The 24,330-nt window shown below is 51.5% G+C and carries 26 protein-coding genes; 19 read left to right on the top strand and 7 right to left on the bottom strand.

Annotated features, from left to right (window positions below):
- Complete coding sequence (locus AWQ21_RS12945) at nt 1-522, bottom strand: DUF411 domain-containing protein (RefSeq protein ID WP_232314976.1); 522 nt, start codon at nt 520-522, stop codon at nt 1-3.
- Between the two features lie 110 nt (nt 523-632).
- Between AWQ21_RS12945 and AWQ21_RS12940 the strand changes: the two genes are divergently transcribed.
- Nucleotides 633-1,385 (top strand): TIGR00297 family protein, encoded by a 753-nt coding sequence (locus AWQ21_RS12940; RefSeq protein WP_065715351.1) that lies wholly within the window; start codon nt 633-635, stop codon nt 1,383-1,385.
- 39 nt (nt 1,386-1,424) lie between these two features.
- Entirely contained in the window at nt 1,425-1,790 is a 366-nt protein-coding gene (locus AWQ21_RS12935) for a hypothetical protein (RefSeq protein WP_065714895.1), read from the top strand.
- Here AWQ21_RS12935 and AWQ21_RS12930 read toward each other — a convergent pair.
- Entirely contained in the window at nt 1,787-2,419 is a 633-nt protein-coding gene (locus tag AWQ21_RS12930) for a hypothetical protein (protein WP_157094767.1), read from the bottom strand. The two genes, AWQ21_RS12935 and AWQ21_RS12930, sit on opposite strands and share 4 nt — an antisense overlap.
- A 74-nt stretch (nt 2,420-2,493) precedes the next feature.
- Nucleotides 2,494-3,453 (bottom strand): Gfo/Idh/MocA family protein, encoded by a 960-nt coding sequence (locus tag AWQ21_RS12925; RefSeq protein ID WP_065714893.1) that lies wholly within the window; start codon nt 3,451-3,453, stop codon nt 2,494-2,496.
- 124 nt (nt 3,454-3,577) lie between these two features.
- On the opposite strand from AWQ21_RS12925, the gene AWQ21_RS12920 reads away from it, so the two are divergent.
- Entirely contained in the window at nt 3,578-3,871 is a 294-nt protein-coding gene (locus AWQ21_RS12920) for a ferredoxin (RefSeq protein ID WP_065714892.1), read from the top strand.
- 363 nt (nt 3,872-4,234) lie between these two features.
- Nucleotides 4,235-4,528 carry a ferredoxin PetF1 gene (gene petF1 / locus AWQ21_RS12915; protein ID WP_012307922.1) on the top strand — a complete coding sequence of 98 codons (294 nt, stop codon included), beginning with the start codon at nt 4,235-4,237 and terminating at the stop codon, nt 4,526-4,528.
- Between the two features lie 159 nt (nt 4,529-4,687).
- Here the strand turns inward: petF1 and AWQ21_RS12910 are convergent, their stop codons facing one another.
- On the bottom strand, nt 4,688-6,340 hold the full coding sequence (locus AWQ21_RS12910) for an NAD(P)H-quinone oxidoreductase subunit 4 (protein WP_065714891.1): 1,653 nt from the start codon (nt 6,338-6,340) through the stop codon (nt 4,688-4,690).
- Between the two features lie 417 nt (nt 6,341-6,757).
- Between AWQ21_RS12910 and serS the strand changes: the two genes are divergently transcribed.
- From serS to AWQ21_RS16290, 6 genes are all read left to right on the top strand, one after another.
- Entirely contained in the window at nt 6,758-8,041 is a 1,284-nt protein-coding gene (gene serS / locus AWQ21_RS12905; protein WP_065714890.1) for a serine--tRNA ligase, read from the top strand.
- 21 nt (nt 8,042-8,062) lie between these two features.
- Entirely contained in the window at nt 8,063-8,740 is a 678-nt protein-coding gene (locus AWQ21_RS12900; protein ID WP_065714889.1) for an urease accessory protein UreF, read from the top strand.
- Between the two features lie 55 nt (nt 8,741-8,795).
- Nucleotides 8,796-9,590, top strand: coding sequence for a type 1 glutamine amidotransferase (locus AWQ21_RS12895; protein WP_065715350.1), 795 nt, complete (start codon nt 8,796-8,798; stop codon nt 9,588-9,590).
- 113 nt (nt 9,591-9,703) lie between these two features.
- Nucleotides 9,704-10,270 (top strand): hypothetical protein, encoded by a 567-nt coding sequence (locus AWQ21_RS12890; protein ID WP_232314974.1) that lies wholly within the window; start codon nt 9,704-9,706, stop codon nt 10,268-10,270.
- 40 nt (nt 10,271-10,310) lie between these two features.
- On the top strand, nt 10,311-11,468 hold the full coding sequence (locus tag AWQ21_RS12885; protein ID WP_065714887.1) for an aminotransferase class V-fold PLP-dependent enzyme: 1,158 nt from the start codon (nt 10,311-10,313) through the stop codon (nt 11,466-11,468).
- Nucleotides 11,469-11,719: 251 nt separating this feature from the next.
- On the top strand, nt 11,720-12,052 hold the full coding sequence (locus AWQ21_RS16290; protein ID WP_157094766.1) for a hypothetical protein: 333 nt from the start codon (nt 11,720-11,722) through the stop codon (nt 12,050-12,052).
- 13 nt (nt 12,053-12,065) lie between these two features.
- Here the strand turns inward: AWQ21_RS16290 and blaOXA are convergent, their stop codons facing one another.
- Nucleotides 12,066-12,935 carry a class D beta-lactamase gene (gene blaOXA, locus AWQ21_RS12880; protein WP_157094765.1) on the bottom strand — a complete coding sequence of 290 codons (870 nt, stop codon included), beginning with the start codon at nt 12,933-12,935 and terminating at the stop codon, nt 12,066-12,068.
- A 305-nt stretch (nt 12,936-13,240) separates the two neighbouring features.
- On the opposite strand from blaOXA, the gene AWQ21_RS12875 reads away from it, so the two are divergent.
- The 6 genes from AWQ21_RS12875 (at nt 13,241) to AWQ21_RS12850 (ending at nt 18,771) form a co-directional block, all read left to right on the top strand.
- On the top strand, nt 13,241-13,783 hold the full coding sequence (locus AWQ21_RS12875) for a prepilin-type N-terminal cleavage/methylation domain-containing protein (RefSeq protein ID WP_065714886.1): 543 nt from the start codon (nt 13,241-13,243) through the stop codon (nt 13,781-13,783).
- A 123-nt stretch (nt 13,784-13,906) separates the two neighbouring features.
- A complete protein-coding gene (locus AWQ21_RS12870; protein ID WP_065714885.1) occupies nt 13,907-14,425 on the top strand; it encodes a hypothetical protein in 519 nt (172 codons plus the stop codon).
- A gap of 9 nt (nt 14,426-14,434) precedes the next feature.
- Nucleotides 14,435-14,857, top strand: coding sequence for a YraN family protein (locus AWQ21_RS12865; protein WP_065714884.1), 423 nt, complete (start codon nt 14,435-14,437; stop codon nt 14,855-14,857).
- 49 nt (nt 14,858-14,906) lie between these two features.
- Nucleotides 14,907-16,397, top strand: coding sequence for a BCD family MFS transporter (locus tag AWQ21_RS12860; protein WP_065714883.1), 1,491 nt, complete (start codon nt 14,907-14,909; stop codon nt 16,395-16,397).
- A gap of 66 nt (nt 16,398-16,463) precedes the next feature.
- A complete protein-coding gene (locus tag AWQ21_RS12855) occupies nt 16,464-17,393 on the top strand; it encodes a UDP-glucuronic acid decarboxylase family protein (protein ID WP_065714882.1) in 930 nt (309 codons plus the stop codon).
- 28 nt (nt 17,394-17,421) lie between these two features.
- A complete protein-coding gene (locus tag AWQ21_RS12850) occupies nt 17,422-18,771 on the top strand; it encodes a UDP-glucose/GDP-mannose dehydrogenase family protein (protein ID WP_065714881.1) in 1,350 nt (449 codons plus the stop codon).
- An 11-nt stretch (nt 18,772-18,782) separates the two neighbouring features.
- Here the strand turns inward: AWQ21_RS12850 and sbcD are convergent, their stop codons facing one another.
- Nucleotides 18,783-20,009, bottom strand: coding sequence for an exonuclease subunit SbcD (sbcD, locus tag AWQ21_RS12845; protein ID WP_065714880.1), 1,227 nt, complete (start codon nt 20,007-20,009; stop codon nt 18,783-18,785).
- Between sbcD and AWQ21_RS12840 the strand changes: the two genes are divergently transcribed.
- Genes AWQ21_RS12840 through AWQ21_RS12830 form a run of 3 tightly spaced genes read left to right on the top strand, consistent with a single transcriptional unit; the run spans nt 19,956 to nt 23,789 of the window.
- A complete protein-coding gene (locus AWQ21_RS12840; protein WP_083998024.1) occupies nt 19,956-21,569 on the top strand; it encodes a peptidoglycan-binding protein in 1,614 nt (537 codons plus the stop codon). The two genes, sbcD and AWQ21_RS12840, sit on opposite strands and share 54 nt — an antisense overlap.
- The gene (gene map / locus AWQ21_RS12835; RefSeq protein WP_065714878.1) at nt 21,566-22,408 is read left to right on the top strand and encodes a type I methionyl aminopeptidase; all 843 of its coding nucleotides are present in this window, start codon (nt 21,566-21,568) and stop codon (nt 22,406-22,408) included. Before AWQ21_RS12840 ends, map begins: the two co-directional genes overlap by 4 nt.
- Nucleotides 22,409-22,466: 58 nt before the next feature.
- Nucleotides 22,467-23,789, top strand: coding sequence for a DUF3370 domain-containing protein (locus tag AWQ21_RS12830; RefSeq protein WP_065714877.1), 1,323 nt, complete (start codon nt 22,467-22,469; stop codon nt 23,787-23,789).
- Between the two features lie 19 nt (nt 23,790-23,808).
- On the opposite strand, the gene AWQ21_RS12825 is transcribed toward AWQ21_RS12830, so the two are convergent.
- Nucleotides 23,809-24,294 (bottom strand): GNAT family N-acetyltransferase, encoded by a 486-nt coding sequence (locus AWQ21_RS12825; protein WP_065714876.1) that lies wholly within the window; start codon nt 24,292-24,294, stop codon nt 23,809-23,811.
- Between the last annotated feature and the right edge of the window lie 36 nt (nt 24,295-24,330).

Genomic DNA, 24,330 nt, shown 5'->3' with positions numbered 1-24,330 from the left:
CTAGTTACCTGGATATTCTTGGAATACAGAAGTTGTGCCGTCTTTATGGAGCGCGAGAACTTGGTAAGCCTGTTGGCGATCGCCCGCTTCCATCCCTGGGGAACCGATGGGCATCCCTGGCACGGTCAAACCGACGACATCGGCGGGAGGATTGGCTAAAAACCGTTGGATATCAGCGGCGGGAATATGACCCTCAAACACATAGCCATTGGCGACAGTGGTGTGACAAGACGCAAGTTCTGGGGTGATGCCGAATTGTTCTTTGATGGCGGTGATGTCCGGCTGAATATTGTCCGTAAAAGTGAAGCCATTGGCTTCGGAATGATCCACCCAAGCGCCGCAACAACCACAGGTAGGCGTCCGGTAAACTTCTGCGGCGATCACCTGGCTGGGTATTGGCGTCTGATTTTCGACTAGGCGGAGCTGATCCCCCTGGGCCTGGGATTGACTAAAGGCCGCGATCCCACCAACACCCAGTAAAAGAGCGATCGATCCGACAGCAAACCAAGATTTTTTCACCATTACTGACACCGCAAATACAATCTGCTTTCATCATAGACTCTCCCCTCGGCTAGAAGGTCAATGGGGAAAGCGATTCAATAAGATATTGAAAAGTGAGTTTGGTTTTTGTGATGGACGTTCTGACAAATAATTGGGTCGTGGCGATCGCCTTAAATTCGCTACTGATCTCCTTTGCTTTTTTGGTACCGAAAAAATTACTAACCCCCTGGGGCTATCTCCACGCTTGGCTGTTGGGGGTGTTGGTCTGGGGTTGCTTGGGTTGGCAGGGCTATGGAGTGGTGATGTTCTATTTCCTGGTGGGGGTCGGCGTCACGAAAATTGGCAAAAATATCAAAGAAGCTGCTGGGATTGCCGAAGGTCGGGGGGGCTTACGGGGGCCAGAAAATGTTTGGGGGTCAGCTCTAATTGGTACCCTTTGCGCCCTGGGGACTTTAATTGCGCCAGAAAATATCAAACCCTTACTGTTGCTCGGTTATGTGGCCAGTTTTTGCACGAAGCTCTCGGATACCAGCGCCAGTGAAGTGGGTAAAGCCTACGGGAAACGCACATTCTTAATCACCACCTTTCAAGCTGTCCCCAGGGGCACGGAAGGGGCAGTGAGCTTAGAAGGAACTCTGGCTGGGGTGGTTGCCTCGGTGGCGATCGCCTTGGTGGGGTATGGGGTCGGTTTGATGGATGCCTTGGGAATCTTTTGGTGTGTGGTGGCGGCCTTTGTGGCGACGAATATTGAGAGCGTGATCGGCGCAACAATTCAGGAAAAATTTGCCGTCCTCACCAATGAAGTGGTGAATATTTTGAATACTTTGGTGGGGGCAATGGTGGCGATCGCCTTAGCTTCGTTATATTGGGCGGTAACTTCTTAAGTTTTGAATCCTTTTTTAAAATTCCCCTGTGCAGTACCGATGACCACTTTTAATCCAGAAACCCAAATCACGAAACCCTCGCCCCTCTCGAAAACCAAATTTCTCTCCATCGGCATTTCCGCCCACGGCACCATCGCGATTGGTATCTCTGCCCACGGCATTGTCGCGATTGGAGTGGCCACCCACGGCATTATTTCGCTTGGGGTTGTGGCAATGGGAGTGATCTCCTGTGGCCTAGTTTCCATGGGGGCTTTGAGTGTGGGGGCCGTCTCCATGGGGCTGTATTCCTTTGGGCGGCAAAATATGACCCTCAACGAACCCCACCAACACAGTTTACCGAGCGAAAATTCAACCATGCCCGCCGCTGATCCAATGGCAGAACCGAGCCATGACCATAGCCATTAGGGACTGTTTTTGCGGTTGGCTTTGAGGGCGATAATTTCTTCGCAACTCACCCGCTTCAGGTTCACATCCCGGCCATTGCTAAACACATTCCGATTTAACGTCCAGGTTTCTTGAGAGTTTTGCACATCGTTTTCGATGTTGGTGACGACGGCGGCGCTCAGGGTTTCTGTCTCCAAAACCCCGGCAATTCTCTGATTGTAAGAAGTGTAGTAGCCTGCTTCGTCGTTGGTGATCGTGGCTTCGATCGTGCCGCTGACATCATTTGTCGGTTCTACAAGCAATTCGGCGATCGCCTGGATGGTCTGCTCTTCGGTGCGATAGCAATAGGCCCCTGCCTCTAGGGTCGTTTTACTGGTGATCTTGGGGGCAGCACTGTCGGCGGGTGCATTCTGGATCGGTTCCCCCTGCACCACCAGATTATCTTTGGGGAGGTTATTGTTATTTTTTGCGTTGGGGACTTGGGGCGCGTTTTCCACTGGGATCTCCTCCGTGGGCAGAGGTTGAGGCTCTGGGACAACGGCTTCTTCTGGGGGATTATTGCCACCGCAACTACTCAGCAGCATCAAAGTCAGTAGCAAAACCGGCCCCCAAAATTTTGTCCTGTGTTGGGCAGAGAACAACGCAACCATAATTTTCCCAGGGTAAATCATCGCTCTATTTTACCGAGCGGCATGGGCCGAAGTCTGAGAAGTCACAGAAATATTTAGGTTTTGCCCAGGGCAGCCTGTTGGATTTGGGCGGCCACCTGGAGGGCGTACAGGCTTTGTTCTGGCTGAATGTAGAGGGGTTTGTCTGCGGTTAAATGATCCAGCACCGCAACTGTGTCTTGCAAAAAGACGCCGCGCCGACTGCCGGCATCGAGGTTTGTCTGTTGATCGCCTTGGGTCAGGGTGCCTTGGTTGCCGTTAAATTCTAAAGTGCCTTTTTCGCCATAGATCTGAAAACGGCGATCGCCTTTGGGAATCAAGACTCCTTTGCCGTAGGTGAGGTGGGCAATCACACCACTTTGAAATTTTAGTTGCGCTGTACAGAGGCAGTTTTGATAATAGCCGGGCAAATCTGCCGGGAGAAATTGCGCCGCTCCGGTGACTGTTTCGACAGCGCCAAAGAGATCCAGTAACCGATTCACCCGCGAAAGGGCCGCCACAAAGGGAAAGCCATAATCTTCGTAATGGTATGTCCAGTGGGGGAGAGTTTTCGCCTTGGGGGCCAGGGTGACGTAATGACCATAGGTGATCTCGCCTAGTTCCGGTAAGGTCTGCCGAATCGTTTGGTGCAGTCCCCCCAACAGTTCAATATGCTCCACATGGAGGAATCGTTTTTTCGCCTGGGCCAGTTGAATCAACTCCGCCCCTTCCGTGGGATCTAGGGACAAAGGATATTCCACCACCACATGTTTGCCTGCTTCTAAGGCCGCCCGTACCACCGCCCCGTGGCGTCGGTTGACCGTACACACCACAATTAAATCGAGATCGTCCCGCTGAATGAGGTCTTCCCAGTGGGCGATCGCCTCTAGATCATAGTTGCTGGCGAACTGTTCCCGGGCTTGCTGCCATTGCCCCGCCACAGCGACTAAGGTGGCCCGCCCATCCCGCAAAAAGGCTTCTGCCCGCCGTTGGGCCGCGTAACCAGTCCCGACAATGCCCACTCGAAATTTTGCCATCGTTTAATTTTCAACCTCAAACTATACTGCCCAGAATCCCGATGGAACATCAGGTATTTTCCCAAGGCCCCCAACCGGGTTTAATGGAAAATGAAAACCCTAGTTGCAAAATTACATTACCGCAATGGCAAGTTACGAAGTTACTCTGAAGACCCCCGAAGGCGAATATACCATCAGCGTTCCCGATGATATGTATATCCTCGACGAAGCTGAAAACCAAGGCATCGATATTCCCTATTCCTGCCGTGCTGGGGCTTGTTCCAGTTGTGCCGGGAAACTCATTTCTGGCACCGTTGACCAGAGTGATCAAAATTTCCTCAGCCCCGAACAGGTGGCCGCGGGTTACGTCCTCACCTGCATCGCTTACCCCACATCTAACTGTGTGATCGAGACCCACAAAGAAGAAGATCTCTACTAATCGAGCGATCCAGCGGCGATCGCATAAGTATTCCTGATGCAGTTTTAAAGGAAGATGACAAGGGGCGATAACCACATTCCATGACTTAGGTCGCTGAAACACTCGGATTTGCAAGCTATAGGGATTTTTCTATTGCCCTAATTTTGTTGCCCCAAAAAACATAAGCCAGTCTTATATAAAGTGTGTAGGCTAACTTCATTCCTAATGCGACATTCGTTCTCTTTTGTTTTCCTTTATCATCAGAAAATGATCCATCAATTTCAGAAGGCATTTGGTGGGTAGCCCAAGGCTTAGGCCCGAGCGCGCTCTCGAATAGCTGGATGAAATCCTTGTAAACACCCTGTTACACCAGAGGAAACACTAATGGCTACATATAAGGTTACACTCATCACTCCCGACGGCGAAGTATCCTACGACGCTCCCGATGATGAATACATTCTAGACTCCGCCGGTGATGCTGGTTATGACCTTCCTGCATCCTGCCGTGCCGGTGCTTGCTCCACCTGTGCTGGTAAGATCGTTTCCGGTACTGTTGACCAATCCGAACAGTCCTTCCTCGATGATGATCAAATTGAAGCGGGTTACGTTCTGACCTGTATTGCTTATCCTCAATCTGATGTCACCATCGAAACTAACAAAGAGGAAGAACTCTACTAGAATTTCTCGGCCCACCTTGGGCAACTAGATAAATAGAACATTTAGAAGTGTTTCCCTTGGGAAGCGCTTCTATTTTTTTGCGCCATGGGTGCAAGTACAAAAAAAATCCCCGACGGATCGGGGACTGGCGAAATTAATTCATTGGAAATATCAAACAGATTAGCGGAGGGTGTTTAGTTCTGGGGCCTGCAAAGCGGCGATGGGCTCACTGGGTTGCTGGGCGATCGCCTGGGCCTGACGCACGCTGGCATTGAGGGTCTGGGTTTTTGCGTCGTACATTTGCATCAGCAGTTTCGGATAAAGTCCTACCCCGATGATCAAGACGGTAAAGCAGGTCGCGATAAAGATTTCCCGGGGCCGGGCGTCTTCGTAGATGGCATTGCTTGGTAGCACGCAGTCATTCCCAAAACACACGGGGGAATTCCCGGCGATCGCCACATTGCTCGGTTGACCGAGGTCGCAACTGAGATCTAGATCCCGGGCGTAGAACATTTCCCGGAGCATCGAGAGCAGATAAATAGGCGTAAGAATTACCCCAACAGCCGCGAGGAAAACAGTGATCGTCCGGAACAGCGAGCTATAGGTATCACTGGTAGCCAGACCGACAAAGACAGAAAGTTCCCCCACAAAACCACTCATCCCCGGCAGCGCGAGGGAGGCTAAAGCACCGACGGTAAACAAAGCAAAGACCTTCGGCATTACTTGACCGAGGCCACCAATTTCGGCGAGCACCATCGTCTTTGTGCGGTCATAGGTTACCCCAGCAAGGAAAAAGAGTACCGATGCAATCAAGCCGTGGGAGAGCATTTGCAGCATTGCCCCGTTGATCCCCAAATCCGTAAAGGAGGCAATGCCAATCAGGACAAACCCCATGTGAGAGATAGAAGAATAAGCGAGGCGACGCTTCATATTGGTTTGGCCAAAGGAACTAAATGCACCGTAGACAATATTGACTACCCCAAGGATGACTAAAAGGGGCGCAAATCGCACATGGGCGTCGGGCAACAGCTCCATATTGAACCGCATCAACCCGTAGCCCCCCATTTTCAGCAGTACCCCTGCCAGGAGCATAGAAACGGGGGATGAAGCTTCGCCGTGGGCATCGGGTAGCCAGGTGTGGAGCGGAAAAATCGCTAACTTCACGCCAAAGGAAACTAAAAGTCCCGCATAGAGCCACATTTGTAAGCCCAATGGATAATCCTGTTGGGCGATCGCCCCGAAATCAAAGTTCGGGCCACCGGGCAGATTCAAGCTTAGAGCCAGAGCTGCCACGAGAATAAAAATCGAAGCTGCGGCTGTGTAGAGCAGGAATTTCATCGCTGCGTAACGGCGACGTTTCCCTCCCCAGATACAAACGAGGAGATACACCGGGATCAGTTCAATCTCCCACATCAGGAAGAACAAAAATAAATCCTTGGCGACGAATACCCCAATCTGCGCCGAATAGAGCAGCAGCATCAACGCATAAAACAGCCGGGGGCGTCGATTGACTTGCCAGGCCGAAAACATCGCGAGGGTTGTTACAAAACCGGCGAGGAGCACGAGGGGCGCAGAAATGCCATCCACTGCGACACTCCACTGAATTCCCAGGGACGGCAGCCAACTATAACTTTCTGCCAATTGAAACTCAGTCGCCTGGGGGTCAAAATGTTGCCAAAAGGCAAAGCACATCAGCGCAAAATCGACTAAACCGACGATTAGGGCGTACCAGCGTACAGTTTTTCCTTCTTTATCAGGAAGCAACGGGATCAATAGGGTCGAAAGAGCTGGCAGGGCAATGATTGCCGTCAACCATGGGAAATCTGGTGCCATGAGTTGTTCGCTTCTATATGTAGAAATGTTTAGAATCCCAGCATCATACCAAAGAGGTGTGCTTTCTCCGCAATATGTCGTGATCCCCAATCGGTTCGTCGTTAGTCAATAACTATCGCCAATCCTCCCAAAAAATCTTTCCTAGAGGGAGGTGCCGTAGGCGGAGGGTGGCTAGTCTTTCTGCATAACCCACCCGTAACCCCTCCCAGGAGGGGACAATTAGCCAGTATTCCGGAAAACCCCTCAAAAGATCCTCCCTTAAGGGAGGTGTCGTAGGCGGAGGGTGCCATTCTCCCCTATTAGGGGAGCTAGAGGGGTGTGGGTGTCCCTAGAGACAGTACCCAGCAGGATTCGATTGATTATTACTAGCCCATCATGAATAATGTTGGGTGATTCAACCGCAGCAAAGCAAAGTCCGTGCTAGACATTAAACTCCTCCGCGAAAATCCCACTCTTGTCCAAGAACGTCTTGATGCCCGTAAAGCGGGAGAATACGATATTCAACCGATTCTCGATCTTGATATTCAACAACGTACCCTCGAAGGCGATCGCAGCCAACTCCAGGCCCGCAGCAACGAAATCGGTAAACTCATCGGCCAAAAGATTAAGGGCGGTGCCGATCCCAAAGGCGAAGAAATTGCCGCCCTCAAAGCGGAGGGGAATGAGATTAAACAAAAACTCGCCGACCTCGAACCCCAGGAAAAAGAACTCAAAGCCCAAATTTATAATCTGCTGTTAGCCCTGCCCAATCTGCCGGATCAAAGCACCCCTGTGGGAGCTAACGAAACCGAAAATGTCGAAGTACGCCGCTGGGGAGAAGAACATAAGCCCACCAACGACAATATTTTGCCCCACTGGGAAATCGGCGAACAGCTCGGTATCCTTGAATTTGCCCGGTCAGTGAAGGTGGCCCAGAGTCGCTTTGTGAGTCTAGTTGGTGCAGGGGCGGCCCTAGAACGGGCTTTGATTAATTTCATGTTGGATCAGCAAATTGCGGCGGGTTATGTGGAAGTGATGCCTCCGGTGCTGATCAATAGCGATTCCCTCACCGGGACGGGACAGTTGCCGAAATTTGCCGAGGAAAGTTTCCGCTGTGCCGATGATGATCTCTGGCTCACCCCTACTGCGGAAGTGCCCGTCACGAATCTCTACCGTGATGAAATCCTCGAAGCCGAAAATTTGCCCATCTACCATTGTGCTTACACTCCTTGTTTTCGGCGAGAAGCAGGCAGCTACGGCAAAGACACCCGTGGGTTAATTCGACTACACCAATTTAATAAGGTGGAACTGGTGAAATTTGTCCAGCCGGAAACCTCGGCGGCAGAACATGAAAAACTTGTCGCCAATGCCGAAGCGATCCTCCAAGCCCTGAAATTGCCCTACCGTGTCTTAGAACTCTGTAGCGGCGATCTCGGTTTCAGCGCCGGGAAATGTTATGACCTGGAAGTGTGGCTCCCCTCCGCAGACACCTACCGGGAAATTTCGAGTTGTTCTAATTTCTATGATTTCCAAGCGCGACGGGCGGGAATTCGCTTTAAAGAAGCAGGGAAAAAAGGTACTCAGTTTGTCCATACCCTCAACGGTTCTGGTTTGGCGATCGGTCGCACCATGGCGGCAATCCTCGAAAATTATCAACAGCCCAACGGGACGGTGGCGGTGCCAGAGGTACTGCGGCCCTACCTAAAACGCGATTTTCTCTAGTTCATATAAGGCGGATAACTAGTGCAACAACTAATTCTCTGGCAACTCATTAATTCAAACTTTCCCCTTGGAGCCTATAACTATTCGGAGGGTTTGGAATATTTGATTGAGTCGGCTGGATGTTCTGAGGCTGAGAGCTTTCAGGATTGGTTGAGGTTGCACCTGCGTTATGGTTCGATCCGCGCTGAAGTGAGCGTTATGCTGCGGGTTATTCAGGCGATCGCCGCTGATGACTTGACCCAATTGCAGTATTGGAATAGCTGGTTGAATGGCACACGGGAAACTAGGGAACTGCGGCAACAAAGTATCCAGATGGGCAATAGTTTGTTGAAACTGCTGGGAGATTTAGACGAAAACAAACGACTACAGCTAGGGGCCTGTCGGGAGCAGATCGGCAAAAACTGCCATTATGCGATCGCCTTTGGGATTGCCGTGGCCCTCTGGGAGATCGAACCGCACCAAGCCGTTTTAGGTTATCTCCATAGCTGGGTGAGTAACTTAGTAAGTGCGGGAGTGAAGTTGATCCCCTTGGGCCAGACCCAGGGCCAACAGATCATCTATCAATTACAGCCAGTGATAGTAACGGTGGCAGAAGAATTGCTTGACCAACAGGAAAAAGATCTCTATGGCTGTACCTGGGGCTTAAGTTTGGCGAGTATGAACCACGAAACCCAATACACTCGCCTTTTTCGGAGTTGACCCCCAAAGGTTAAGATAAGGGGCATTCTTTTTTTCGGTAAATGGCTCAATGACGATGCACCTAAAGCTCGGCTGGCTCTACCCCACCCTCATGGGCACCTATGGCGATCGCGGTAATGTGATTTGCCTAGAAAAACGCGCCCAATGGCGACAGATTACCGTTGACGTGATTCCCCTCGATAAAGAAGCGCCCCTAAATGTTTGGGAAGAGGTGGATTTGATTGTGGGCGGGGGAGCCCAGGATCGCCAGCAGGAAATTGTCATGCGGGATCTCCAGGGGGCTAAGGCAGAGAAATTGAAAGCACTCATCGAGGATCAGGTGCCGGGGGTCTTTACCTGCGGTTCGCCGCAACTCCTTGGCAAATATTACGAACCCGCCCTCGGCCAACGCATCGAAGGTCTAGGCATTTTAGATCTCGTGAGTAAGCATCCAGGCTTTGGGGCGAAACGTTGCATCGGGAATGTGGCCTTTGAAATTACCGCTGAACCCCTCGCCACAGAATTAAAAACCAAACTCGGCGATCGCCCCATTGCCATTGGCTTCGAAAACCACGGTGGACGCACCTATTTAGGCGATGTACAACCCCTAGGGAAAGTCCTCAAAGGCTACGGCAACAACGGCGAAGACGGTTGGGAAGGAGCGTTTTACCAAAAGGCGATCGCCACCTATGCCCACGGGCCACTACTGCCAAAAAATCCGTTCTTGGCCGATTGGCTTCTCGAAAAAGCCCTAGAACGGAAGTACAACACCGAAATTCACCTTGATCCCCTCGACGATCAACTGGCTCACCAAGCGCGCCAGACCATGTTCCAGCGCCTCACCTTGTCTGTACCGAGCAGCCCCGTTTAGGCAACCCCGTTTAAACTTAGCAAGTAGACCCTTCTCACCAGCACTGCCTGACAAAACCAATGGAGAAAGATGCGAAAAGCCCCTTGATCCTGATCCTGCCCTGCACACTGTTAATGACTATATTTTTCAGTGTCTGGACGATCTGTGTGGTGGCGATCGCCTTTTTGGTGGCCTGGTATCTCTGGCAACAGTACCGCTGGAAGCAACTCTCGATTACCCTCACCCCCGATTTCCGTCGCCTGATCGAAGCAAACCAAGGGAAAATTACTGTGGCCGATTTAACCCTTGCCACAGGTTTACCGGGGCACGATGTTCGTTGGTTTCTCGAACGCAAAGCAAAGGAGTACGCCGCCCAGGCTGTGGTATATCAAAAAACAGGCATTGTTTATTATTTTTTGACGAGCGGTGCCCTGGGCAGTATGTTCAATGGCAGTGATCCCGAAACCCCAAACCAAGCCCCCGCCCCCCAGGAACCAAGTCCTCCAACGCCCTTGGCCCCGAAGCCGCCGCCAGCACCGATGATTCAAACGGAATTAGCAAAACGTTTTTCCGTGCATCCCAGCACCCTCCGTAAACGCCGGGGCCGTGATAATTTTGCCGAATGGAGTCAGGCCAAAGATCCCGATAATATTCCCTGGCGTTACGATCCCAATACCCGTCAGTTCTCGCCCCAGCAATAACCCTGTTCATTTTTATCCCCATAATTTAATTAATTTTCCCATGCCCGACCTGCACCAGCACCGCCAACAGTTTCCCGCCCTCGCCAACAAAACCTACTTTAATTACGGTGGCCAGGGGCCGCTACCCCAGTCGAGCCTCAGTGCGATTTTGGACAGTTACCAACAGGGCGCTGTCCGGGGGCCGTTTTCGCTGGCCATGGGTCAATGGGAAACTGGCATGATTCAGAAATTACGGGGGGCGATCGCCTTTGAACTCAACGCCCAACCGGAAAATATTGCCCTGACGGAAAACGTGACAGCGGGTTGTAACATTGCCCTCTGGGGCATCGACTGGCAACCGGGGGATGAAATCCTCCTTGGTGATTGTGAACATCCGGGGATTGTCGGCATTGTCCAGGAGATTGCGGCTCGCTTCGACGTTAAAATCCGCATTTGCCCCCTCTTCGACACCCTCAATGGTGGTGATCCCACAGCGGCGATCGCCAAACATTTAACCCCCCAGACCCGCCTCTTGGTGATCAGCCATCTCTTTTGGAATACGGGCCAAGTCTTACCGCTACAGGACATTTGTCGCCTCTGCCATGGCCAAAATACCCTGGTGTTGGTGGATGCGGCCCAATCCTTTGGGATGTTGCCCCTCGATTTGCCGGCGCTGGGAGTCGATTTCTATGCCTTTACGGGCCATAAATGGTGGTGTGGTCCGGCGGGGGTTGGCGGACTTTATATTTCCACCGAGGCGATCGCCCAGCATCGACCGACCTTTATTGGCTGGCGGGGGGTGACCCAGTGGGACTCAACAACTGCAGTGGCCCTCGCCCAAGATGCCCGCCGCTATGAAGTGGCAACCTCTGCCTATCCCCTCTATGTTGGCCTCATGGAGGCGATCCGCTTCCACCAACAATGGGGTGACACCGCCAGCCGTTATCAACAAATCTGCGATCGCAGTGCCTATTGCTGGGAAAAACTCAACGCTATCCCCCAGGTGCAATGTCTTAAGGCCACGCCACCTGCTTCTGGGTTGGTCTCCTTCCAAGTTGATACGCCCCAAAGCCATAGTGACATTGTTAAAGCCCTCGAAGCCCAGGGTTTTTGTCTCCGGACGATTCGCTTCCCCGACTGTATCCGTGCCTGTACCCATTACTTCACCACCCCCGAAGACATCGACCAATTGGCGATCGCCCTTACCACCCTCACCTGAGGATCTCACTCATTTACCGTGGCAGACTCAACCCCATGACCCATCGGCCGGGACGTAAAAGATAGGCGAGAAAAACCCTTTACATGAAACAGCGCTATATCTACTCATTACTGTTCTTCGTGCCCGGTTTTTTTGTTGCTCTATTGGGTACTTGGATAATAATGGGTACTGTCCTCGGAATACTCTGGTTATATGTCTTTGGCGACAATCCATGGCCAACGTGGGTAGATCCGTTGATATCTGTCTTGTTTTTGTTAATATTCTCTGGCTCATGGCTAACGATTACCGTAGTGGGCTACCGTGTCGGCAAAAAATTAGAGGCGAGGTCAGGGTTTAAAAGCAAACACCTTTGGCTATCTCTATGGGCAACATCACTACCAATTGCGATTATCTTGCTCCATCAGTTGGGTAATGGCAACCTCGGCCCCAAATCTCCACAAGAACGTTGTCACGGCTATTGTCGCTACCATGGCTACCAATCCAGCAGCACATCGCCACAGAACTCTGGGGGACAAACCTGCAGTTGTCTGGGACAGTATGGTGCAGTGGAAATTATTAAGCCGATTGATCAATTGCCACGCTGAAGGCCGGAAGCAGTCAAGGCAAAATCCCCAACTCCTGTAAACAGCGACGGGTAACCTCCAGGCGAGCAGAACCATCTTGGGGACTGTTGATATCGATGTTGGTCGCAAAAAAGTACACATCATCGCCCCGTTCCACATAGCCCACATACCAACCAATATTTTGTACTTGGGGGTTCCCAAAACCAAACCAGCCTGTTTTTGCCCGAATCGTGTAATTGGGGGTTTGTTCAGCGATCATGATTTCCTTGACCGTGGCGATCGCCTTTGCGGAGAAAGGTAACTCATTGGCATAGAGACGGCGCAAAAAGTCCACTTGACCTTGGGGCGTGATTTGTAATGTGCCATTCAGCCAAAACTGATCAATATTATCTGGAGTGCCAATCGCTTGATTGCCATAGGCGATCGCCTCGATCCACTGTTTCATCCGGTCATGGCCCGTCCGCCGTGCGAGGACTTGGTAAAACCACACCGCCGAATGTTTAAAGGCTTCCTTTAGATTCAGATCCCGATTCCACACCGGTAATTCCCGCGAAATCCCGTCCCAGGTAAGCAAAGCCAGCTCATTGGGGATCACCCCTGTTTCGAGGGCAATCAAAGAGTTGGGAATTTTAAAGGTTGAAGCGACCGGAAACGCTGTCTGATTACGTTGGGGATTGTGCTGAAAACTTCGCCCCGTCTGGAGGTCATAGATCAAAATCGACCCTTCCAGTCCCAAATCCTGAAAATGTTTCTGAAAATCAATGGTTTTTGCCCGGGCAATGGCTGGCCCTGGATCGGCGATCGCCTTACTCCTCTCTGGGGTTTCCATTGGGATCAACAATACTCCCAAACAAGATAAAGTTGCCACTAACCGACCTAACCCACGCACAAAATTCATCGCCATCGAAAATATCCAGTGAAATATTCCAATCCTAAAGCACCACAGAAGCAGCACTCACCATACGCCATAAACTTTTACTTCTGCTTGACAAAACTCCCTAAGATTTTGGGCTAAAAAAGAACCAAAAAAGCAATTCAATACCGTTCAAAATTCGTTTTATGCAGAGATTTTTACAATTTCTATCCAGGCATAGGCCGATAGCTTGGTGATCAATAGAAAATTTTATCTGTTATAAAAGATCGAATTAAAAATAAATTGGGTATTGTAAATCTAAAGTTGTTCTGAGATCCCAAAAAACTTCCTTATGTATGTTGCGCCTTCTTTTTCCCCATCGTAAGAAAGTATCCCAAAATTCCCAGGGTCTGACTGTGATTGAACTCATGATTGTGATAATTATCACAGGTATCCTCGCGGCGATCGCCTTACCTACCTTTTTAAATCAAGTGGACAAATCTCGATATGCTAAAGCCAGATTGCAAATGCGGTGCATGCTTCAGGAGCTGAAAGTATATCGCTTGAATAATGGTGGTTATCCCCCCGACCAAAACCGTAATGTCCCCTACTATCCTGGGTCTGAATGTTTTAAGGTGCATACAGGGTATGTTAGGGATAGACCAGACATCAATCAAAACAATAATACAGATATTCCCTTTAATTCTGTCTACGATTATGAACGCTGGAATTATGGTTCTGGTTGTTACGTCGCAGTGACTTTTTTTGGTCGAAATGGCCTCAGAAGATTTACTCAAAATGCCATCAATGAAATATCAACCACTGGATTTCATTTCTATGATGAAACCGATGATGACTTGGTTTTAGTTGTTGATATCACTGACACCCCCTGCAATTAAAAAATAGCCTGCTTTAAGTTGTCGCCAAAATTAAAATAGGCGTTGGTATTTGCAACTTCAACCCGGAGGTTGGGGCGATCGCCTACAATCAAACGTTGAAGATCCCATTGGTTTGTCGTTGCTATGAATTATCTGATCGCCGTATTCCCAGACCGTATTACTGCCGAAGAAGCCTATACCCAACTGGAAAAGGCCAAAGTGCCCACCAAAAGTCTGGCCATTGTGGGTCAAGGCTACCAAACCGCCGATGAGTTTGGCTTTATCGATCCCTCGAAGCAGGGGCGCAAACGGGCGAAACTGATGGCCTATTGGCTAATTCCCTTTGGTTTTTTTGGGGGGTTTGTCTTCGATTACATTACGGGGTTAGATACCTTCGCTTGGGCCGGTACACCGGGTAATCATATCGTCGGAGGTCTTGCTGGGGCCATCGGTGGCGCCATGGGTAGCTATTTCGTTGGTACAACCGTTGGCTTGGCTGTGGGGAGTGGTGATGCCCTGCCCTATCGCAATCGCCTCAATGCTGGAAAATACCTCGTGATCTACAAATACGAGTTGAATAAATACCGCGATTTAGTAACCCGTCTCCTCCAGGAGCAAAACCCAGAAAACCTCCAGGGCTATTCAGAATCTGGAGGCATGTAAGCCGTTACCATGGCCGACACCCCCTCACCCGAAAAATTAGCCGCCCTTGCCGTTGGTGAGCAGGGGGAGCTTTTTGTGCAGCAGCACCTCGAAAGCCAAGGTTGGCAGATTATCGCGACCCGTTGGCGCTGCCGCTGGGGAGAATTGGATCTGGTGGCGTTTCAGGGCCAGACAAAAATTCTCGCTTTTGTAGAGGTAAAAACCCGACAACGGCACAGCTTGGATCATCAGGGATTACTGGCCATTACCCCTAGCAAACAACGCAAAACTATCCGGGCGGCGATGCAATTTTTAAGTAAATTTCCCCGATATGAAACCTACGGCTGTCGCTTTGATGTGGCCCTCGTCGCCTATAGCAAAACCGCCGTATTCCCCCAGGACTTCAGCCTGGCTGCTTACCTAGAAGGGGCATTCGAGGCCGATGCATTCTAGAATGTAGAGTGTTTTTCGTGATTCTTATAAGCCCTGTGGCGATCGCCCCATGACCACTTCTGAACTTAGTCCCACCTCCGCCCAAAATTTACCCACCGTTGGCCCATTCACGATGTTTCGTCTGGGACTCTTTAACCTGGGCTTGGGGCTGATGGCGGTGTTGACCCTGGCGGTACTCAACCGGGTGATGATTAGTGAACTGGATATTCCAGCGACGGTGACAGCGGGGGCTTTGGCGGTACCGCAATTTATGGCCCCAGCGCGGGTCTGGTTCGGGCAACTGTCCGACAGCAAAAAGATTTTTAAGCTCCACCGCAGTGGTTATGTCTGGATTGGGACAGTGCTGTTCGGTGCGGCGATCTTTGTGGCGGTACAAATCGTCTGGCAGTTGGCCTTAGCGGTGCGGGAAAATGGCGGCTGGGCCTGGTCTGGGGAGATGTTGCTGTGGGCGATCGCCCTGGGGGCAGTTCTCGGTTTCTATGGCCTGGCTCTCAGCTCTACATCCACCCCCTTCACGGCGCTGTTGGTGGATATTTCCGATGAAAACAACCGCTCAAAAATCGTTGCTGTGGTCTGGTCAATGCTGCTGCTAGGGGTTGTGATTGGCGGGATCAGTGGCAGTATTTTCCTCGATCAGGTGCAACAGGCTGGGGTCATCCTGGGGGCTAATGCCGGAGCGATCATCACCCAGGGGGAAAAGCTCCTGAATACCCCCATCGAAAGTTTGCAGGGGCCAATCAATTCTCTCTTTTTGGTGGTGCCGGCGATCGCCTTTGGTTTAGGATTGCTTGGCATCCTTGGGATCGAACGCAAATATTCGCGCTTTAGTCGGCGCACTGCCCCCACAACGCGGGAAGACCAAATCACCTTTCGGGATTCTATTAAAGTCGTCCGTAGCAGTCCACAAACGGCCATTTTCTTCAGCTTTTTGGTGACCTTTACGATCAGCCTGTTTATGCAGGAAGCCGTGTTAGAACCCTACGGCGGTGAAGTGTTTGGGATGTCCATCGGCGAGAGCACCTTGCTCAATTCCTACTGGGGCATCGGTGTTCTCATCGGCTATAGTGTGACCGGATTTTTGGTGGTGCCGCGCCTGGGGAAAAAAAATACGGCCCGCTTAGGCTGTTTGCTCACGGCAGCTTGCTTCTTTTTAATTATTCTGGCCGGGTTTACCCAACAACCCCAGATCCTGAGATATGCCCTCGTCCTCTTCGGTATGGCCACGGGGATCGGTACCATCGGTGCGATTAGTTTAATGCTTGATCTCACCGCTGCCGAAACTGCAGGCACTTTCATTGGCACCTGGGCGCTGGCCCAAGCGATGTCCCGGGCGATCGCCACTTTGATGGGGGGAGTCGTGTTAGATATCGGACGGGCGATTTTTCAAACCCCCCTCTTGGCCTACAGTTCTGTTTTTGTGCTCCAGGCCGTGGGGATGTTCAGCGCCATTTTCATTCTTAATAACGTCAATATCCGCGAATTTAAAGAAAATACCAGGCAGGCGATCGCCACGATCCTTGAAGGAGAACTAGATGGCTAGACAAAGTGTCCGTCTCTCGCTACCGTTAGGAAAATCATCTGAACATTCATCGTTCCAGAACTCACCATGCGAATTTTAGTGACCGGCGGTGCAGGGTTCATCGGCTCCCATCTCGTTGATCGCCTGATGACCGAAGGCCATGAAGTCATTTGCCTCGATAACTTCTACACAGGCCGCAAACATAACCTTTTGAAGTGGATTGGCAACCCCTATTTTGAAATGGTGCGCCACGATATCACCGAACCCATCCGCCTCGAAGTGGATCAGGTCTATCACCTCGCTTGTCCTGCTTCACCCATCCATTACCAGTTCAACGCCATTAAAACCGTTAAAACCAACGTCATGGGCACCCTCAACATGTTGGGTTTGGCGAAACGGGTAAAAGCGAGAATTCTGTTGGCATCCACCTCTGAAGTATATGGCGATCCAGAAGTCCATCCTCAGCCAGAAACCTACCATGGCAATGTGAATCCCATCGGCATTCGCTCCTGTTACGACGAGGGGAAGCGAATGGCGGAAACCCTGGCCTTTGATTACCACCGCTCCAATGATGTTGATATTCGCGTCGCTCGAATTTTTAACACCTATGGCCCCAATATGTTGCCGAATGATGGACGGGTGGTGAGCAACTTTATCGTCCAAGCCCTGCAAGGAAAACCTCTGACAGTCTATGGCGATGGTTCCCAAACCCGGAGTTTTTGCTATGTGAGTGATTTGGTTGAAGGTTTGATTCGCCTGATGAACCAAGACTTTATCGGCCCCGTCAATTTAGGCAATCCTGATGAGTACACCATTTTGGAGTTGGCCCAAACAATTCAGGATATGGTCAATCCCAATGCTGAATTGGCCTTTGAACCTTTGCCCCAGGATGATCCGCGTCAACGGCAACCGGACATTACCCGTGCTAAAACCTACTTGGATTGGCAGCCGACAGTCCCCCTCAAGGTGGGCTTAGAAAAAACGATCGCCTATTTCCGCGATCGCCTCGCAGAATAATTTACGGACAACAACACTAGAAACGACGATGAAAGTTTGTGTAATTGGAACAGGTTATGTGGGCTTGGTCACAGGGGTTTGCCTGGCGCACATGGGCCATGATGTCATCTGCATCGACAACAATGAGCAGAAAATCAAGCTGATGCAGGCGGGGCGATCGCCCATTTACGAGCCCGGTTTAGCGGAACTGATGCAGCAGGAAATGGCCACCGGACGTTTGCAATTTAGTAGTGATTTGCAGCGGGGGGTCAACCACGGGGAAATTCTGTTTATTGCGGTGGGCACCCCAGCCCTACCGACGGGGGAAAGTGACACCCGCTATGTGGAGGCCGTGGCCAAGGGCATTGGTGAACATTTACCAGCGGCTAGTTACAAAGTGATTGTTAACAAATCAACCGTGCCGATTGGGTCGGGGGACTGGGTGCGGATGATCGTCCTCGATGGGGTCAAACGGAAGCAAAACGGCCATACGGTGCAGTTTGACGTGGTTAGTAACCCCGAATTTCTGCGGGAAGGCTCGGCGATTTTCGATACTTTTAACCCCGACCGGATTGTCCTAGGCAGTAGCAGTCCCAAGGCGATCGCCTTGATGAAGCAGCTTTATGATCCCCTCATCCAAGGGCAATTTAGCGCGCCAGAACACCCCAAGCCGATTCCGGTGGTGGAAACGGATCTCAATTCCGCCGAAATGATTAAATATGCCGCCAATGCTTTCCTGGCAACAAAAATTAGCTTTATTAATGAAGTGGCGAATGTGTGCGATCGCGTCGGGGCAGACATTCTCCAGGTGGCGAAGGGCATCGGCCTCGATAGCCGCATTGGCAATAAATTTCTCCAGGCGGGCCTGGGGTGGGGCGGTTCCTGCTTCCCAAAAGATGTGGCCGCTTTAGTGCACACCGCCGAAGATTATGGCTATCAGGCGCAACTCTTGGAAGCCGCTGTCAGCGTAAATAATCGGCAAAAATTAATCGTCGTCGAAAAACTGCAACAAGAACTAAAAATCCTTAAGGGGAAAACCATTGGTCTTTTGGGGTTAACTTTTAAGCCAGACACCGACGATATGCGCGATGCCCCATCCCTCAATCTGATTACAGAGCTAAATCGCCTGGGGGCGCGGGTCAAGGCCTATGATCCGATTGTTTCTCAAAATGGCATTGGTCACGGCCTATCGGGAGTAATCATCGAAGATAGCCCAGAAATGTTAGCAGATACCTGTGATGCTTTGGTTTTAGTCACGGACTGGCAAGAATTTTTGCACCTCGACTATGGGCAATTAGGCGATCGCCTCCAAAATCGGTTGATCATCGATGGCCGGAATTTTCTCGACCGAGATGTCCTAGAAGCACTAGGGTTTCGCTATCTGGGCATTGGCCATTAGCGTTCTAAGGCTCAAAGTGAGGTTTGTGACATGAGTTCTGTGGCAGTTTCGCGCATAGCCAGGGCAATATCCTGTAAATCTTCTCGGTTCGTGAGATAGGTGTCGAGGGCATTCATCGGATCGAGGGATTGGCCAATGCCCAGTTCCGGTAAACGGGGCCGGGAGAGTTGGCTCACCAGTTCCGCTTGAATAGACGCTTGATGGGCGGCTTTGAGGGCTTTTCTGAGGGTGCGTTGATCAATGAGTTCTGTTTGTTCGGGGCGGATTTTGTAGATGAGGCGAACCACGGTATCGGTGATGGAAGACTTCGCAATTTCGCTGAGAATCTCGGTTTCTGGTTCGTCAGTGTCACTGACATCGATTTTGATCGTGCGGAACGCCCGGGCTGGGAGAGGGACAAATTCCCAGTCGACCTGACCCTTGCGGAGGTTGATTAAAACATAGCCCTTGGCTTCTTTTTCCTCGCTAAAATCAACCCGTTCAATGCTGCCAGGATAAATGATCGGGGGATCATTGCTGGGATTCAGGTTTTGGTGGCGGTGCACATGGCCGAGGGCCACATAATCAAGTTCAGAACGGTTCAGGAAAGCCACAGGAATGTTAAAGCCTTTGCCCACCGCAAGGAAGCGTTCGGCCCCCAGGTTGGCGCGGTCGGCCATCAGATGACCCACCAGAATTGCTGGGATTTCGGGATTGAGGCGACGAATTTCCGCTTCGAGGATCGGTTCGAGTTTCTGGAGGAGGATCTGATGAATTTCGTTGAGGGTTTTGCCTTCGGTTTGTTGCCGGGTGAGGAGGGTGGCTTGGTTCAGCCAGGGCAGGGTAATGATTTGCAGGGGACCTTTGGGCAGTTCGAGGGTGTGGGTTGTCAAGCGATCGCCCACGATGAAACCAGGCACCGCCAGGGTGCGATAGATATTTAAACTGGCTCCCCCATTGCCTTGGGAATATTGGTCATGGTTGCCGACGACGAGCACCGCCGGGATATTGTGGGCGACGAGGCGACGAAATTGCCCGGCAAAGGCTTCGTGGATATAGGGGGCCGGGGTGGCATCGGGGAAGGCATCCCCAGCAAAAATAACGAGGTCTACGGGATCGGCGATCGCCCGGTCGATGCAAAGCCCTAGGGTCTGCTCAAAATCTTCGAGGCGGGAATTTAGACCAGTTTCTGGGTTCACCCGACCATGGGAAAAACCGCTGCCCATATGGATATCGGCGAAGTGAAGAATTCTGAACATGGTAGCGATAGTTTGGGTGGTCTAATTTTTCATTTCTTACAATGGAAGGCGATCGCCCCTCCCATCACCCCCAATCATAATATGAAGCGTCACCGTGAGTCCGCCACCGCCAGCCGTGAACGTCCCGCTCTCAAACGCCCCCGGCAACTGCAACGCCAGGCGATCGCCAATGATGATGTGGGTTATCTGCAAACCTTTTTGCGGGCTGCCGGATTTTTACCCCGCTCGGCGGTGATTGACGGCATTTTTGGGCGCACGACGGAAGCGGCGGTTCGGTCATTTCAACGGGCGAATAAACTACCAAAAACGGGCACCGTTGATCCCCGCACTTGGCAAACCATTGAACGCTACCAACAACTCTTTCTAACCCCCCCAGCGACGAGAGAACTCTCACCCCAAAAGGTCCCGGAAGCCGCTTCGCTTTTCCAACAAGATCGGCCCGAAAAACTCCTGTTGCGCCGGGGGGCCGGGTTTGAAATTTCGCCCCAACAGCAGGCAGTGCATTACCTGCAAAAATTGCTGCAACGGGGTCTATTTATCCCAGAAACGGCCAAGCTGGATGGAAAGTTTGGTCGGCAAACGGAAAACGGCGTGAAATTTTTTCAGGTACGTCAAAAATTAGTGGCCGATGGGATTGTGGGGCTATCCACCTGGGAAGCTTTGGAAAAATTTATTCAGGATCAAGAGGCGATCGCCAAAAAATATGCTGATTTACAACATTTGCCGAGCGGGGAATTCCCAGCCAGTGACCGCAAATATCCCATCCTTTACTTGGGCGATGGTTTAGCGACGCCTCAACTCAATGCTTCGGTGAGCTATTTACAACGGTTGTTGCAGCGGCTGCTGTCCCTTGAGCATTTCACCATTGATGGTCACTTTGGCCCCCAAACCGAACAGGCTGTGAAACGCTTTCAGATGATTGCGGAATTGACCATTGATGGCGTTGTTGGGGGTCAAACTTGGATGACACTCTTAAATCAATGGGTGGAAGTTTATGCGCCCCTACGACCCCTCAAAAGCTATGGCGATCGCCTGATTGTATCCTTAGAAAATCATCCCCACCACAATGCCGCCCGCAAAACCATTCCTCTACTCCTAGAAACCTGCCAACGCTGCGGGATCATTGAACCGACCCAGGTGGCCTATATTCTCGCCACGGCGAGCCATAAAGGGGTCTTTGGTGCCAGTCTTGTGCAGCCGATCCCAGACCCAAACCTAGAAGGTCGTCGTGATTTGGGAAATATCCAACCGGGTGATGGGCTGCGCTACCAGGGACGGGGCTTTGTAAAAATTGCCGGTCGGTTAAACTATACCCGGTGGGGCGATCGCACAGGCGTTAATCTCGTCGATCACCCAGACTTTGCTGCTGAACCTCACCTCGCGGCGATCATCCTGGTGCTGGGGCTGCGCGACGGTTCGTTTACGGGTCAAAAACTAGACGATTACCTCAATGGCGATCGCCAAGATTTTTACCACGCCCGCCGCATTGTCGCTGATCTCGATCCCGCCGCCGAAATAATTGCCCAATCTGCCATTGATTTCCTCAAGGTACTCCATTGAAACAGTTACTCAATCTCCTAATTCCCGAACCCAAAAAAGCCCAGGTGGGCCTCCCCCGCCGCCGTAAAAAAAGCAAAGTCAAAATTAAGACCGCCGCTGAAATTGCAATTATGCGACAATCGGCGCGGATCGTGGCCACCGTTCTCAAGGAAGTGAGTGAGATCATCAAGCCAGGGATGACGACCCTTGAAGTGGATGCCTATGCTGAACAGCGGATCCGAGAATTAGGCGCAACACCGAGCTTTAAAGGGTATTACGGTTTTCCCGGTTCTATCTGCATCTCGATCAATGATGAAGTCGTCCATGGCATTCCCCGGGCGGACAAACGCATCCACCAAGGGGACATCGTGAAAGTCGATACGGGTGCCTTCTTCAATGGCTACCATGGCGATTCCTGTATTACCGTCGGCGTTGGCAAAAAGATTAAGCCGGAGGCGAAACGGTTGATGCAAGCGGCCGAAGAAGCGCTTTATAAAGGAATCGAGCAAGTAAAAGCCGGAAATACACTCCTGGATATTGCCGGGGCCGTGGAAGACCATGTGCATAGCTATGGCTACCAGGTGGTGGAAGATTTTACGGGCCACGGGGTAGGCCAGGCACTCCACGAAGAACCATCGGTGTTTAATTTCCGCACCCGTGACCTGCCCAATGTCATCCTCGAAGCGGGCATGGTGCTGGCCATTGAACCGATTGTCAATGCGAAAACCAAGGAAACAATCACCCTCGAAGATAAATGGACAGTGATTACCCCTGATAAATCCCTGTCCGCCCAGTTTGAGCATACGGTGCTGGTGACAGAAACGGGTTACGAAATTCTCACGGATCGCGATCTCGTGTAATTACCCAAAAAGCCAAAAAACTCAATACAATGGGCGGCAATGTGTGTGGAATGTCGGTATGTTTTTTCCCTTCTTTGTTGCCCAAGCGCCGCCCCCGGTGGAAATTGTCCGTCCCCAGGAAGTACGAGTTTTACCGGGACAGCTAGACCAAACCCCTGTGTTTAACAGCAACAGCCCGGAAAAGGTGTTGGGGGAAGGAATTTTGCTGTCCACATTTCCGGCCACCGGGAAAACCCATCCAGATGCTCACCTAGATTTCACCTTTTCAGGACGGTTTGATCTGTTTGCCCACCACGTCGCCCAGGGTTCCCCAGAGGATCTGCGCAGTCTCCACATCGGGGCGATCGCCTACAATCCGAACGATCAACCCATTACCCTTTATTTCCACCACGGTGCGAGCTATTTGAGCCAACCGGATGCTCCCTTTATTGCCCTGGATACCCAAGTGCCGAATCCGAGGGGGAATGTTTACGCCGGGCCAGGCAGCCGGGTAATGGATAATCTGCTGCGTCGCCGTCTCCAGGAGCAGTTTCCAAAGCAGTTGACCATTGCTCCTCGGAGTTACCAGATGATCTTTGATCTGCCGATTCCGGTGCGGGAACTAGATCCCCCTCTCAATGGTCGCTCGACCTATTTGGAGCTAACCAGCACTGGCCCCGTTTATGTGGCGAGTTTAGCCCTCCTTGAAAAACCCGATGGCCAAGGCAATTTCCGAGCACCTACCCTGGCAGAATGGCAAGCACTTCTAGAAACGGGGGAACTCTCTAGCCCGCGCGATCGCCCCCCCAGCGTGCCTGGTGCTCCAGGAGGTTTAATCTATGGTCGGGTGGCTGGTGTTTCCGCAGGCAGCACTTGGAAAACGCAAATTTATGACAGTCCCACCTGGGATCTCACCATTCCCGCCCCTGGAGAAGTCTTTTCTTATGGTATTAGCACCCTCGTTGGGGGAACCCATGGCACGGGCCAGATCCAAACAGCCGAAATGTTGCGCCGCTATCCCGATACTGCCTATGCTGCCCACGGGAATTACGGGGTGCTCTACGATTTGACCCTGCCCCTCCACAATCCCACCGAGGCAACCCAAACCGTGGCGATCGCCCTTGAAACGCCCATCAAGCAAGATGCTACGGACGAAGCACTGCGCTTTTTTGATCCCCTACCGACAGCAACCTTTTTCCGGGGGCCAGTGCGGGTCAATTACAAAGATGACCAGGGCTTTTTGCGTACCGAATATTTTCACCTCGTGCAAAAGCGCGGCCAAGCCGGGGAACCCCTCGTTACCTTGGAAATGCCCCCAGGCGATCGCCGTTTGGTGAATATCCAACTGCGCTATCCCCCCGACGCGACGCCCCCCCAGGTTTTAACCGTTAAAACCCAGTGAGTCGGTATTTTTTCTCAGCTCAGAGCAGAGAAATCGTAAAGTATCGATACCATTCACCATTTTCAAAGAAGTCACGAAATGGCATAAGCCCTGCCTTTTGATAGGCTTTCATCGCCCGCCCATTGGCGATCGCTCCTGCCAGTCCGACAAGGGTTACTCCCTGATTTTTTAGTTGCTCAAATAAACATTGCAAGGCTTGGGGAGCAATCCCTTTACCGAGGGCTTCGGCCTCCCCTAACATGATGTCCACATCAATGAGATCCTTCGGGAGATCAGCCAGACCCGCTGCTTGTAACTCTTCCTGTGAAGGGGTTTGCCAGCAAAGAAAACCAACTGGTTGACCCGCTGCGGTGATCATTGCCTGATGATTTGGGTCGTGCTGCTGTAATTCCAAAAGAATCTCACCTGGATCGCCCCACCACCGTGCAACATGGGGGGCCTCGATCCACTTATTAATGAGTGACCAGTGGCGATCGCCATCAAAGGGCAGCAATTGAACATGCATCACTTCTATTGGTGAGTCTGTAAGACAATCCAGAGA

The organism is Picosynechococcus sp. PCC 7003, from assembly GCF_001693255.1.
GTDB lineage: Bacteria > Cyanobacteriota > Cyanobacteriia > Cyanobacteriales > MRBY01 > MRBY01.
Note: the sequence above shows the minus strand (reverse complement) of the source record. Positions and strands in the feature narration are given on the sequence as shown.

Excerpts from the sequence above, each read along its gene's own strand:
- AWQ21_RS12850 (WP_065714881.1), top strand. The coding sequence starts at position 17,422 with ATGAAAGTTTGTGTAATTGGAACAGGTTATGTGGGCTTGGTCACAGGG.
- sbcD (WP_065714880.1), bottom strand. The coding sequence starts at position 20,009 with ATGTTCAGAATTCTTCACTTCGCCGATATCCATATGGGCAGCGGTTTT.
- AWQ21_RS12920 (WP_065714892.1), top strand. The coding sequence starts at position 3,578 with ATGGCAAGTTACGAAGTTACTCTGAAGACCCCCGAAGGCGAATATACC.
- AWQ21_RS12860 (WP_065714883.1), top strand. The coding sequence starts at position 14,907 with ATGACCACTTCTGAACTTAGTCCCACCTCCGCCCAAAATTTACCCACC.
- AWQ21_RS12945 (WP_232314976.1), bottom strand. The coding sequence starts at position 522 with ATGGTGAAAAAATCTTGGTTTGCTGTCGGATCGATCGCTCTTTTACTG.
- AWQ21_RS12855 (WP_065714882.1), top strand. The coding sequence starts at position 16,464 with ATGCGAATTTTAGTGACCGGCGGTGCAGGGTTCATCGGCTCCCATCTC.
- AWQ21_RS12885 (WP_065714887.1), top strand. The coding sequence starts at position 10,311 with ATGCCCGACCTGCACCAGCACCGCCAACAGTTTCCCGCCCTCGCCAAC.
- AWQ21_RS12910 (WP_065714891.1), bottom strand. The coding sequence starts at position 6,340 with ATGGCACCAGATTTCCCATGGTTGACGGCAATCATTGCCCTGCCAGCT.
- AWQ21_RS12925 (WP_065714893.1), bottom strand. The coding sequence starts at position 3,453 with ATGGCAAAATTTCGAGTGGGCATTGTCGGGACTGGTTACGCGGCCCAA.
- AWQ21_RS12830 (WP_065714877.1), top strand. The coding sequence starts at position 22,467 with ATGTTTTTTCCCTTCTTTGTTGCCCAAGCGCCGCCCCCGGTGGAAATT.
- AWQ21_RS12875 (WP_065714886.1), top strand. The coding sequence starts at position 13,241 with ATGTTGCGCCTTCTTTTTCCCCATCGTAAGAAAGTATCCCAAAATTCC.
- petF1 (WP_012307922.1), top strand. The coding sequence starts at position 4,235 with ATGGCTACATATAAGGTTACACTCATCACTCCCGACGGCGAAGTATCC.
- AWQ21_RS12890 (WP_232314974.1), top strand. The coding sequence starts at position 9,704 with ATGACTATATTTTTCAGTGTCTGGACGATCTGTGTGGTGGCGATCGCC.
- AWQ21_RS12935 (WP_065714895.1), top strand. The coding sequence starts at position 1,425 with ATGACCACTTTTAATCCAGAAACCCAAATCACGAAACCCTCGCCCCTC.
- AWQ21_RS12825 (WP_065714876.1), bottom strand. The coding sequence starts at position 24,294 with ATGCATGTTCAATTGCTGCCCTTTGATGGCGATCGCCACTGGTCACTC.
- AWQ21_RS12895 (WP_065715350.1), top strand. The coding sequence starts at position 8,796 with ATGCACCTAAAGCTCGGCTGGCTCTACCCCACCCTCATGGGCACCTAT.
- AWQ21_RS12865 (WP_065714884.1), top strand. The coding sequence starts at position 14,435 with ATGGCCGACACCCCCTCACCCGAAAAATTAGCCGCCCTTGCCGTTGGT.
- AWQ21_RS12840 (WP_083998024.1), top strand. The coding sequence starts at position 19,956 with ATGGGAAAAACCGCTGCCCATATGGATATCGGCGAAGTGAAGAATTCT.
- AWQ21_RS12930 (WP_157094767.1), bottom strand. The coding sequence starts at position 2,419 with ATGGTTGCGTTGTTCTCTGCCCAACACAGGACAAAATTTTGGGGGCCG.
- blaOXA (WP_157094765.1), bottom strand. The coding sequence starts at position 12,935 with ATGGCGATGAATTTTGTGCGTGGGTTAGGTCGGTTAGTGGCAACTTTA.
- AWQ21_RS12940 (WP_065715351.1), top strand. The coding sequence starts at position 633 with ATGGACGTTCTGACAAATAATTGGGTCGTGGCGATCGCCTTAAATTCG.
- AWQ21_RS12870 (WP_065714885.1), top strand. The coding sequence starts at position 13,907 with ATGAATTATCTGATCGCCGTATTCCCAGACCGTATTACTGCCGAAGAA.